The sequence below is a fragment of the Fusobacterium sp. SYSU M8D902 genome, from assembly GCF_040199715.1.
In the GTDB taxonomy this organism is placed as follows: domain Bacteria; phylum Fusobacteriota; class Fusobacteriia; order Fusobacteriales; family Fusobacteriaceae; genus Fusobacterium_A.
In genome coordinates this window covers 46,718-57,213 of record NZ_JBEFNA010000011.1, presented here as the reverse complement: position 1 = coordinate 57,213, position 10,496 = coordinate 46,718, and the positions used below count along the sequence as shown (strand labels likewise).

22 protein-coding genes are annotated in these 10,496 nt (G+C 34.6%); all 22 read left to right on the top strand.

The genetic code is table 11. From position 1 onward, the window contains the following. A partial coding sequence (locus ABNK64_RS06045) for an elongation factor Tu (RefSeq protein ID WP_349763804.1) occupies positions 1-756 on the top strand: 756 nt, incomplete at its 5' end. 269 nt (positions 757-1,025) lie between these two features. Continuing rightward, positions 1,026-1,337: a 30S ribosomal protein S10 gene (gene rpsJ / locus ABNK64_RS06040; RefSeq protein ID WP_349763803.1), complete on the top strand. Its 312-nt coding sequence runs from the start codon at positions 1,026-1,028 to the stop codon at positions 1,335-1,337. A 180-nt stretch (positions 1,338-1,517) separates the two neighbouring features. Further along, positions 1,518-2,144 carry a 50S ribosomal protein L3 gene (gene rplC / locus ABNK64_RS06035; RefSeq protein WP_291256205.1) on the top strand — a complete coding sequence of 209 codons (627 nt, stop codon included), beginning with the start codon at positions 1,518-1,520 and terminating at the stop codon, positions 2,142-2,144. 30 nt (positions 2,145-2,174) lie between these two features. Next, positions 2,175-2,807: a 50S ribosomal protein L4 gene (gene rplD / locus ABNK64_RS06030; RefSeq protein WP_291256206.1), complete on the top strand. Its 633-nt coding sequence runs from the start codon at positions 2,175-2,177 to the stop codon at positions 2,805-2,807. Continuing rightward, positions 2,807-3,094, top strand: a complete 288-nt coding sequence (rplW, locus tag ABNK64_RS06025; RefSeq protein WP_005885871.1) for a 50S ribosomal protein L23 — start codon at positions 2,807-2,809, stop codon at positions 3,092-3,094. Before rplD ends, rplW begins: the two co-directional genes overlap by 1 nt. Positions 3,095-3,160: 66 nt before the next feature. Further along, complete coding sequence (gene rplB, locus ABNK64_RS06020) at positions 3,161-3,991, top strand: 50S ribosomal protein L2 (RefSeq protein WP_291256207.1); 831 nt, start codon at positions 3,161-3,163, stop codon at positions 3,989-3,991. 29 nt (positions 3,992-4,020) lie between these two features. Then, positions 4,021-4,299 carry a 30S ribosomal protein S19 gene (gene rpsS / locus ABNK64_RS06015; RefSeq protein ID WP_291256208.1) on the top strand — a complete coding sequence of 93 codons (279 nt, stop codon included), beginning with the start codon at positions 4,021-4,023 and terminating at the stop codon, positions 4,297-4,299. 46 nt (positions 4,300-4,345) lie between these two features. Beyond that, a complete protein-coding gene (gene rplV / locus ABNK64_RS06010; RefSeq protein ID WP_291256209.1) occupies positions 4,346-4,678 on the top strand; it encodes a 50S ribosomal protein L22 in 333 nt (110 codons plus the stop codon). 17 nt (positions 4,679-4,695) lie between these two features. Further along, positions 4,696-5,352, top strand: coding sequence for a 30S ribosomal protein S3 (rpsC, locus tag ABNK64_RS06005; protein WP_005885879.1), 657 nt, complete (start codon positions 4,696-4,698; stop codon positions 5,350-5,352). A gap of 2 nt (positions 5,353-5,354) precedes the next feature. Beyond that, entirely contained in the window at positions 5,355-5,777 is a 423-nt protein-coding gene (rplP, locus tag ABNK64_RS06000; protein ID WP_291256210.1) for a 50S ribosomal protein L16, read from the top strand. After that, on the top strand, positions 5,777-5,959 hold the full coding sequence (gene rpmC, locus ABNK64_RS05995) for a 50S ribosomal protein L29 (protein ID WP_005885895.1): 183 nt from the start codon (positions 5,777-5,779) through the stop codon (positions 5,957-5,959). The genes rplP and rpmC overlap by 1 nt, the downstream gene beginning before the upstream one ends. A gap of 47 nt (positions 5,960-6,006) precedes the next feature. After that, the gene (gene rpsQ, locus ABNK64_RS05990) at positions 6,007-6,258 is read left to right on the top strand and encodes a 30S ribosomal protein S17 (RefSeq protein WP_005885897.1); all 252 of its coding nucleotides are present in this window, start codon (positions 6,007-6,009) and stop codon (positions 6,256-6,258) included. Positions 6,259-6,288: 30 nt separating this feature from the next. Further along, complete coding sequence (gene rplN / locus ABNK64_RS05985; RefSeq protein WP_005885899.1) at positions 6,289-6,657, top strand: 50S ribosomal protein L14; 369 nt, start codon at positions 6,289-6,291, stop codon at positions 6,655-6,657. A gap of 24 nt (positions 6,658-6,681) precedes the next feature. Then, positions 6,682-7,023, top strand: coding sequence for a 50S ribosomal protein L24 (gene rplX / locus ABNK64_RS05980; protein WP_204688121.1), 342 nt, complete (start codon positions 6,682-6,684; stop codon positions 7,021-7,023). 18 nt (positions 7,024-7,041) lie between these two features. Continuing rightward, the gene (gene rplE / locus ABNK64_RS05975; protein ID WP_291256211.1) at positions 7,042-7,593 is read left to right on the top strand and encodes a 50S ribosomal protein L5; all 552 of its coding nucleotides are present in this window, start codon (positions 7,042-7,044) and stop codon (positions 7,591-7,593) included. A gap of 22 nt (positions 7,594-7,615) precedes the next feature. Continuing rightward, positions 7,616-7,903, top strand: a complete 288-nt coding sequence (rpsN, locus tag ABNK64_RS05970; protein ID WP_005885905.1) for a 30S ribosomal protein S14 — start codon at positions 7,616-7,618, stop codon at positions 7,901-7,903. 26 nt (positions 7,904-7,929) lie between these two features. Beyond that, on the top strand, positions 7,930-8,325 hold the full coding sequence (rpsH, locus tag ABNK64_RS05965) for a 30S ribosomal protein S8 (protein ID WP_005885908.1): 396 nt from the start codon (positions 7,930-7,932) through the stop codon (positions 8,323-8,325). A gap of 24 nt (positions 8,326-8,349) precedes the next feature. After that, a complete protein-coding gene (gene rplF, locus ABNK64_RS05960; protein ID WP_291256212.1) occupies positions 8,350-8,883 on the top strand; it encodes a 50S ribosomal protein L6 in 534 nt (177 codons plus the stop codon). Positions 8,884-8,912: 29 nt separating this feature from the next. Beyond that, positions 8,913-9,281, top strand: a complete 369-nt coding sequence (gene rplR, locus ABNK64_RS05955; RefSeq protein WP_291256213.1) for a 50S ribosomal protein L18 — start codon at positions 8,913-8,915, stop codon at positions 9,279-9,281. A gap of 24 nt (positions 9,282-9,305) precedes the next feature. Continuing rightward, a complete protein-coding gene (rpsE, locus tag ABNK64_RS05950; RefSeq protein ID WP_005885912.1) occupies positions 9,306-9,809 on the top strand; it encodes a 30S ribosomal protein S5 in 504 nt (167 codons plus the stop codon). Between the two features lie 14 nt (positions 9,810-9,823). Next, a complete protein-coding gene (rpmD, locus tag ABNK64_RS05945; RefSeq protein WP_005885913.1) occupies positions 9,824-10,009 on the top strand; it encodes a 50S ribosomal protein L30 in 186 nt (61 codons plus the stop codon). Between the two features lies 1 nt (position 10,010). Continuing rightward, positions 10,011-10,490 carry a 50S ribosomal protein L15 gene (gene rplO / locus ABNK64_RS05940; protein ID WP_349763802.1) on the top strand — a complete coding sequence of 160 codons (480 nt, stop codon included), beginning with the start codon at positions 10,011-10,013 and terminating at the stop codon, positions 10,488-10,490. The last annotated feature ends 6 nt before the right edge of the window (positions 10,491-10,496 follow it).

Here is a 10,496-nt window from a genome sequence, read left to right as displayed (position 1 = left end):
GCTGAGTTACTAGAATTAGTAGAAATGGAAGTAAGAGAGTTATTAACTGAGTACGGATTCCCAGGAGATGACATCCCTGTAGTAGCTGGATCTTCATTAGGAGCATTAAATGGAGAGCAACAATGGGTAGACAAAATCATGGAATTAATGAACGCAGTAGATGAGTATATCCCAACTCCAGAAAGAGCAGTAGACCAACCATTCTTAATGCCAATAGAAGATGTATTCACAATCACAGGAAGAGGAACAGTTGTAACTGGAAGAGTAGAAAGAGGAATCATCAAAGTTGGAGAAGAAGTTGAAATAGTAGGAATAAAACCAACTACAAAAACAACTTGTACAGGAGTAGAGATGTTCAGAAAACTACTTGACCAAGGACAAGCAGGAGACAACATCGGAGCATTATTAAGAGGAACTAAGAAAGAAGACGTAGAAAGAGGACAAGTTCTAGCTAAGCCAGGATCAATCACTCCACATACAAACTTCAGATCAGAAGTATACGTATTAACTAAAGAAGAGGGAGGAAGACATACTCCATTCTTCTCAGGATACAGACCACAATTCTACTTCAGAACAACTGACATAACTGGAGCAATCACATTACCAGAAGGAGTAGAAATGGTAATGCCAGGAGACAACATCGAAATGAGAGTTGAATTAATCCACGCGATCGCAATGGAAACAGGATTAAGATTCGCTATCAGAGAAGGTGGAAGAACAGTAGCTTCAGGAGTAGTTGCTGAAATTCTTAAATAATAATTGATATGAAAGGGAGCTTTTAAAGCTTCCTTTTTTTTATAGAAAAATATATAAAATAATAATAAAGATTGAAGATTGGAAATTTTTGCTGGTTGTTTCCTTGTAAAATGATCTCTAAATCTATATTTGAAAAAAACTCAAAAAAACTTTAGAAAAAAATAAAAAAAAGCTTTTCTTTTTTGGGAAAGTATGATATACTCTTTAAAGTGTATAAGGATATTTGAAAAAATCCTTAAAGATAATTTTCAAGGAGGTGTAAAGAATAAATGGCTTCTAACAAATTAAGAATCTACTTAAAAGCTTATGATCACACTTTATTAGATCAATCAGCTAAGAAAATAGCGGAAGTTGCTAAAAAGTCTAGAGCGGAGATCGCAGGACCTATGCCATTACCTACTAAAATTAGAAAGTACACTGTATTAAGATCAGTGCATGTAAACAAGGATTCAAGAGAACAATTTGAAATGAGAGTACACAGAAGAATGGTTGAAATCAACAATTCTACACAAAAGACAATAGCTTCGTTAACAGCAGTTAACTTACCAGCTGGTGTTGGAATAGAAATCAAACAAATCTAGTTGATTTTTAGAAAAACATTGTAAGGTTATATTTCGAGAATTTGATTTGTTTGATAAGATGATTATCGGAATAAAAAATTTCCTTACAGAATAATACAAGTTGGCGCTTTTTTTAAAGCAAAGTGGTAGAACCACGAGGTCAAGTTGTCAACCAATATATTATTTGATGGAGGTAGAAAAATGTCAGGAATTTTAGCAAAGAAAATTGGAATGACTCAAATTTTTGAAGATGGAAAATTCATTCCAGTAACAGTTGTTGAAGCTGGTCCTAACTTCGTACTACAAAAGAAAACTGTAGAAAACGATGGATATACAGCTCTACAATTAGGATTTGATGAGAAAAAAGAGAAAAACACTACTAAACCAGTAATGGGAATCTTCAAGAAAGCAGGAGTAAACCCTCAAAGATTCGTAAAAGAATTAAGAGTTGACTCAGTTGAAGGTTATGAATTAGGTCAAGAGATCAAAGTTGATGTACTTGCTGAAGTAGCTTATGTAGATATTACAGGAACTTCAAAAGGTAAAGGAACATCAGGAGTTATGAAGAGACACGGATTCGGTGGAAACAGAGCTTCTCACGGGGTATCTAGAAACCACAGACTAGGTGGATCTATCGGAATGTCAAGTTGGCCTGGTAAAGTATTAAAAGGAAAAAGAATGGCTGGACAATATGGTAACGAAACAGTAACAGTTCAAAACTTAAAAGTAGTTAAAGTTGATGCAGAAAACAACTTATTACTAATAAAAGGTGCAGTACCTGGAGCAAAGAACGGTTACATAGTTGTTAAACCAGCTGTAAAAAAATAATTCATTAGTAGATGTGGAAGGAGGAAAATAATGGCAGTTTTAAACATATATGACTTGACAGGAACTCAAACTGGAACTGTAGAAGTTAAAGATACAGTGTTTGGGATTGAGCCTAATCAAGCAGTACTTCATGAAGTACTAACTGCAGAATTAGCAGCTGCTAGACAAGGAACTGCAGCTACTAAGACTAGAGCAATGGTTAGAGGAGGAGGAAGAAAACCTTTTAAACAAAAAGGAACTGGTAGAGCTAGACAAGGAAGTATCAGAGCTCCTCACATGGTTGGTGGAGGAGTAACATTCGGTCCTCACCCAAGATCATACGAGAAAAAAGTTAACAAGAAAGTTAGAAACTTAGCATTAAGATCAGCTTTATCTGCTAAAGTTGCTAACGGAGATATCTTAGTTCTTGAAGGAACTATCGAAACTCCAAAAACAAAAACAATAATTGCTTTAACAAATGCAGTTAATGCAACTAACAAGCAATTATTCGTAGTAAATGATTTAGCAGAGTTAAACGATTACAACTTATACTTATCAGTAAGAAACTTAGAGAACGCAGTTGTATTACAACCAAACGAGATCGGAGTTTACTGGTTATTAAAGCAAGAGAAAGTAATCGTAACTAGAGAGGCACTAACTACAATAGAGGAGGTGCTTGGATAATGACAGCTTATGATATCATCAAAAGACCTGTTATCACTGAGAAAAGTGAAATGTTAAGAAGAGAGTATAACAAATATACTTTCGAAGTAAACACAAAAGCAAACAAAATTCAAATAAGAAAAGCTGTAGAGGAAATATTTAACGTAAAAGTTGAATCTGTATCTACTTTAAACAGCAAACCAGTTGTTAAAAGACACGGAATGAAACTTTACAAAACTCAAGCTAAAAAGAAGGCTATTGTTAAATTAGCTCAAGGAAGCACAATCACTTATTTTAAAGAAGTGTAATAGATTAACGGCTAAAGATATATATAGGTCTAAATATAAAGGAATTTTTTCGGAGGTTAAGCAAAAATGGCTATTAGAAAAATGAAACCTATTACTAATGGACAAAGAGGAATGTCAAGATTAGTTAATACGGATTTAGATAATGTAAGACCTGAAAAGTCTTTAACTGTACCTTTAAAATCTGCATATGGTAGAGACAACTATGGACACAGAACATGTAGAGATAGACAAAAAGGACACAAAAGACTTTACAGAATTATCGATTTCAAGAGAAATAAATTAGATATACCTGCTAGAGTAGAATCTATCGAGTATGATCCAAATAGAACAGCTAATATAGCTCTTTTATTCTACGTTGATGGAGAGAAAAGATATATACTAGCTCCTAAAGGACTAAAAAAAGGTGACATGGTTATGGCAGGATCTCAAGCTGAGATTAAACCAGGAAACGCACTTAAAATAAAAGATATGCCAGTAGGGGTTCAAATTCACAATATTGAACTACAAAGAGGAAAGGGTGGACAATTAGTTAGATCTGCAGGAACTGCAGCAAGACTAGTTGCAAAAGAAGGAACTTACTGTCACGTTGAGTTACCATCAGGTGAGTTAAGATTAATTCACGGTGAATGTATGGCTACAATCGGTGAAGTAGGAAACTCAGAACATAGCTTAGTACAAATTGGTAAAGCTGGAAGAAACAGACATATGGGAAAAAGACCTCATGTAAGAGGATCTGTAATGAACCCTTGTGATCACCCTCATGGAGGAGGAGAAGGAAAGAATCCTGTAGGTAGAAAAGCTCCTTTAACACCTTGGGGAAAACCTGCTTTAGGTGTTAAAACTAGAGGTAAGAAAACTACAGATAAGTTTATCGTAAGAAGAAGAAACGATAAGTAATTCTAAATTCGAGAGGAGGCTAATAAGGAATGGCTAGATCATTAAAAAAAGGACCTTTCTGTGACCACCACTTAATGAAAAAAGTAGAAGAGGCAGTAGCTTCTGAAAACTTAAAAGCAGTTATTAAGACTTGGTCAAGAAGATCAACAATATTCCCTAACTTCATCGGAATCACTTTTGGTGTATATAACGGGAAAAAACATATCCCTGTTCACGTAACTGAGCAAATGGTTGGACATAAATTAGGAGAATTCGCTCCAACTAGAACTTACTATGGACACGGAGTAGACAAGAAAAAGAAAAAATAATTTCAATTAAGCATATATTTGAGAAAGTAAAGAGGAGGTTGGACTAGTGGAAGCTAGAGCAATTACGAGATACGTAAGAATGTCTCCTAGAAAAGCTAGATTAGTAGCTGACTTAGTGAGAGGAAAATCAGCACTAGAAGCATTAGATATTCTAGAATATACAAATAAAAAATCAGCTAGATTAATAAAGAAGACATTAGCATCAGCTATTGCTAATGCAACTAACAACTTCAAAATGGACGAAGATAAGTTAGTAGTTTCAACAATTATGATAAATGATGGACCAGCTCTTAAGAGAATAATGCCTAGAGCTATGGGAAGAGCAGATATAATCAGAAAGCCAACAGCTCACATTGTTGTTGCTGTTTCTGAAAAGTAGTTTAAGGAGGTAAGACTGTGGGACAAAAAGTAGACCCTAGAGGACTAAGACTTGGAATAACAAGATCTTGGGATTCTAACTGGTATGCAGATAAAAAGGAATACGCTAAGTACTTCCATGAAGATGTAAAAATCAGAGAGTATGTCAAGAAAAACTACTTCCACGCAGGAATAGCGAAGGTAAAGATCGAAAGAACTTCTCCTTCAAATGTAGTAGTTCTTGTTTACACAGCTAAAGCAGGAATAATCATCGGAAGAAAAGGTGCTGAAATAGATAACTTAAGAGTAAATCTTGAGAAATTAACAGGAAAGAAAGTAACTGTAAAAGTACAAGAAGTTAAAGAATTTAACAAAGATGCTGTACTAGTTGCTGAAAACATTGCTACATCTATCGAGAAAAGGGTAGCATACAAAAGAGCTGTAAGCCAAGCTGTAATGAGAGCTATGAGAGCTGGAGCTAAAGGAATCAAAGTTATGGTTTCAGGAAGACTAAATGGAGCAGAAATTGCCAGAGCTGAGTGGGTAGTTGAAGGAAAAGTTCCTTTACATACATTAAGAGCTGATATTGATTATGCAACAGCAACAGCTCACACAACTTATGGAGCTCTTGGAATAAAAGTATGGGTTTTCCATGGTGAAGTTCTTCCAACTAAAAGGGAAGGAGGAGAAGCGTAGTCATGTTAATGCCAAAAAGAACAAAACATAGAAAAATGTTTAGAGGTAGAATGAAAGGTACAGCTCAAAGAGGTAACACTGTAGCGTTCGGAGATTACGGACTACAAGCTCTTGAGCCACACTGGATAACAAATAGACAAATAGAATCATGCAGGGTTGCAATCAACAGAACATTCAAAAGAGAAGGAAAAACTTTCATAAGAATATTCCCTGACAAACCTATCACAGCTAGACCAGCTGGAGTGAGAATGGGTAAAGGTAAAGGAAGCGTTGAAGGTTGGGTAGCAGTAGTTTTACCTGGAAGAATGATGTTCGAAGTTTCAGGAGTAACTGAAGAGAAAGCTATAGCAGCATTAAGAAAAGCTTCTATGAAACTTCCTGTAAGATGTAAAATAGTAAAAAGAGAGAATGGTGGTGAAAACTAATGAGAGCTAAGGAAATAAGAGAAATGTCAACTGAAGACTTAGTTGTTAAGTGTAAAGAGCTTAAGGAAGAGCTATTCAACCTAAAGTTCCAACTTTCATTAGGTCAACTTACTAACACTGCTAAAATCAGAGAAGTTAGAAGAGAAATTGCTAGAATAAATACAATCTTAAATGAAAGATAATCTCATTCAAAGTATAAATTGATTCTTAGGAAGAGGAGGTTAATGTCTTGAGAAACGAAAGAAAAGTTAGAGAAGGAATAGTTGTTTCTGATAAAATGGATAAAACTATCGTTGTTGCAATAGAAACAATGGCTTTACACCCAATCTATAAGAAGAGAGTAAAAAGCACTACTAAGTTTAAAGCTCACGATGAAAATAATGTAGCTCAAACTGGAGATAGAGTAAGAATTATGGAAACTAGACCATTATCAAGAGATAAAAGATGGAGACTAGTAGAGATTGTTGAGAAAGCTAGATAATTCCAATTATTGTGAGAGGAGGATAATTTAATGGTACAACAACAAACTATCCTTAACGTTGCTGATAACTCAGGTGCAAAAAAATTAATGATAATCAGAGTATTAGGTGGATCTAAAAAAAGATTCGGAAAAATTGGAGATATCGTTGTAGCATCTGTTAAAGAAGCGATCCCTGGTGGAAACGTTAAAAAAGGTGACGTAGTTAAGGCTGTAATAGTTAGAACTAAAAAAGAATTAAGAAGAGAAGATGGATCATATATAAAATTTGATGATAACGCAGGAGTTATAATCAATAACAACAATGAGCCAAAAGCAACAAGAATATTTGGACCAGTTGCAAGAGAGTTAAGAGCTAAAAACTTTATGAAGATTTTATCTCTAGCTCCAGAAGTAATCTAATAAATAAGAGAGGAGGCTAATATCGTGGCTAAACCTAAAATTAAATTTATACCAGAAACTTTACACGTAAAAACAGGAGATATGGTTTATGTAATCTCTGGTAAAGATAAAGGTAAAACAGGTAAAGTTGTAAAGGTATTCCCTAAAAAAGGAAAAGTTGTAGTTGAAGGAATAAATATAGTAACTAAACATATGAAGCCAACTCCAATAAACCCACAAGGTGGAGTTGTTAGCAAGCCAGCTGCTATATTCTCATCTAAAGTAATGTTATTTGATGAGAAAGCTGGAAAACCAACAAGAGTTGGATACAAAATGGTAGATGGTAAAAAAGTAAGATACTCAAAAGTATCTGGAGAAGTTCTATAAGAAGGGAGGAAAACGTAAGTGTCTAAATACGTTTCTAGATATCATAAATTATATAATGACGTTGTAGCTCCAGCTTTAATAAAAGAGTTAGGAATTAATAACGTAATGGAATGTCCAAAGCTAGAAAAGATAATAGTAAATATGGGAGTTGGAGAAGCTACTCAAAACTCTAAATTAATAGATGCTGCTATGGGAGATCTAACTATTATTACTGGACAAAAACCAATAGTAAGAAAGGCTAAGAAATCTGAAGCAGGATTCAAATTAAGAGAAGGAATGCCAATCGGAGCAAAAGTTACTTTAAGAAAAGAAAGAATGTACGATTTTCTAGATAGATTAGTGAATGTGGTTCTTCCAAGAGTAAGAGACTTCGAAGGAGTTTCAGCTAACTCATTTGACGGAAGAGGAAACTACTCTTTAGGATTAAGAGATCAATTAGTTTTCCCTGAAATCGAATTTGATAAAGTTGAAAAACTTTTAGGAATGTCTATCACTATCGTTTCTTCTGCTAAAAATGATGAAGAAGGAAGAGCTTTACTTAAGGCGTTTGGAATGCCTTTCAAAAAGTAATAGTGAGGAGGGTAAAGAATAAATGGCAAAGAAGTCAATGATCGCTAGAGATGTTAAAAGAGCTGAACTATGCGAGAAATATGCTGAAAAAAGAGCTGAGCTAAAGAAGAGAGTTGCTGAAGGTGACATGGAAGCTATGTTCGAATTAAACAAACTTCCAAAAGATTCTTCTGTAGTTAGAAAAAGAAATAGATGTCAGTTAGACGGAAGACCAAGAGGATTCATGAGAGAATTTGGAATTTCGAGAGTAAAATTCAGACAGCTTGCAGGAGCTGGAGTAATACCAGGAGTTAAAAAATCATCTTGGTAATATTATAGGAAGGAGGATTTTCGTAGATGTATTTAACAGATCCAATTGCTGATATGTTAACAAGAATCAGAAATGCAAATGCAGTAATGCATGAGAAAGTAGATGTACCTCATTCAAATTTAAAAGATAGATTAGCAGAAATCCTAAAAGAAGAAGGATATATAGCTAACTATAAAGTTGTGACTGATGGGAACAAAAAAAATATAAGAGTTTACTTAAAATATGATGGTAAAGAGAGAGTTATCAAAGGAATAAAAAGAATCTCTAAACCTGGAAGAAGAGTGTATTCTTCAGTAGAAGATATGCCAAGAGTATTATCAGGATTAGGAATTGCTATCGTATCTACTTCTAAGGGAATTGTTACTGACAGAGTAGCTAGAAGAGAAAACGTAGGTGGAGAAATTCTTGCATTTGTTTGGTAATAATAACTTAGGAGGTGTTAGTAAATGTCAAGAGTAGGTAAAAAACCTATTATAGTGCCTTCTGGAGTTGAAGTAACATTAAACGGAAACGTAGTTACTGTAAAAGGACCAAAAGGTACTCTAACAAAAGAATTTAATTCAGAATTAACTATAAAAAAAGTAGAAAATGAAATCGTTGTTGAAAGACCAAACGATTTACCAGCTGTAAGAGCTATACATGGAACTACAAGAGCTTTAATCAACAACATGATCGTAGGAGTTTCTCAAGGATTTAGAAAAACTCTTAACCTAGTTGGAGTTGGATACAGAGCAGCTGCAAAAGGAAAAGGATTAGAATTAGCACTAGGATACTCTCATCCAGTTATTATAGATGAAGTACCTGGAATTACATTCACAGTAGAAAAGAATACAACTATCCATATCGATGGTAGCGAAAAAGATGTAGTAGGACAAGTTGCTGCTGATATAAGAGCTAAAAGAGCTCCTGAGCCTTACAAAGGAAAAGGAGTTAAGTATTCTGACGAAGTTGTTAGAAGAAAAGAAGGAAAAAAATCGTAAGGTAGCTTAACTAAAAGGAGGTAAGACAGTTGTTTAAGAAGGTAGATAGACAAGCTGTAAGAACAAGAAAGCATTTATCAATCAGAAACAAAATTTCTGGTACAGCTGATAGACCAAGACTTTCTGTATATAGATCAAACAACAATATCTTTGCTCAATTAATAGATGATGTTAATGGAGTAACTCTAGTTTCTGCATCAACTATTGATAAAGCATTAAAAGCAAATATTGCAAATGGTGGAAATACAGAAGCTGCTAAAACTGTAGGTAAAGCACTTGCAGAAAGAGCGGCAGCTAAAGGAATAACTAATATCGTATTCGATAGATCAGGATACAAGTACACAGGAAGAGTAGCGGCTCTTGCTGAGGCAGCTAGAGAAGCTGGATTAAGCTTCTAATTCTATTAGAGAGGAGGATTTCACTTGTCTAAGTTAGCAAATAGAGAAGAAAAACAATATCAAGAAAAATTATTAAAGATATCAAGAGTTTCTAAGACAACTAAAGGAGGAAGAACTATATCTTTCTCAGTTTTAGCAGCTGTTGGAGATGGAGAAGGTAAAGTTGGATTAGGATTAGGTAAAGCTAATGGTGTACCTGATGCTATAAGAAAAGCACTTTCTTCTGCAAAGAAAAATTTAGTAGATGTTTCTCTAAAAGGATCTACTATTCCTCATGAAACTGAAGGAAAATGGGGAGCAACAACTTTATGGATGGCACCAGCTTATGAAGGAACTGGAGTTATCGCTGGTTCTGCAACAAGAGAGATATTAGAGCTTGTTGGAGTACATGACATTTTAACTAAAATCAAAGGATCTAGAAACAAACATAACGTTGCTAGAGCTACAATAGAAGCTTTAAAATCACTTAGAACAGCTGAGCAAATCGCTGCTTTAAGAGGTAAAGAAGTTAAAGATATCTTAAGCTAGGAGGGAATTTAGAGATGGTAAAGCTTAGAATAGAGCTTGTAAAAAGCATAATCGGAAGAAAGCCTAACCACATAGCAACTGTAAAGTCGCTAGGGCTTAAGAAGATGAATGATGTTGTGGAGCATGTAGAAACTCCTGAGTTAAAAGGTAAACTAGCTCAAGTTTCTTACTTACTTAAAGTAGAGGAGGTGCAAGCTTAATATGAAATTAAACGAATTAATGCCTTCTGTACCAAGAAAAGCTAGAAAAAGAATCGGAAGAGGAGAATCTTCTGGATTAGGTAAAACAGCTGGAAAAGGAAGCAACGGACAAAAGTCTAGAGCTGGTGGAGGAGTAAAACCTTACTTCGAAGGTGGACAAATGCCTATCTATAGAAGAGTTCCAAAAAGAGGTTTCTCTAACGCATTATTCAAGAAAGAGTATGCTGTAATTACATTAGATCTTTTAAATAGATTTGAAGAGGGAGCAGAAGTTACTCCAGAAATCTTATTCGAAACTGGATTAGTTAGAAAAATGATGGACGGTATCAAAGTTTTAGGAAACGGAACTTTAGATAAAAAATTAACTGTAAAAGCTCACAAAATTTCTGCATCTGCAAAAGCTGCTATAGAAGCAAAAGGTGGAGTAGTAGAAATTATAGAAGTTAAAACTTTTGCTGACGTTGCAAAGAATAACAAGTAATAATAA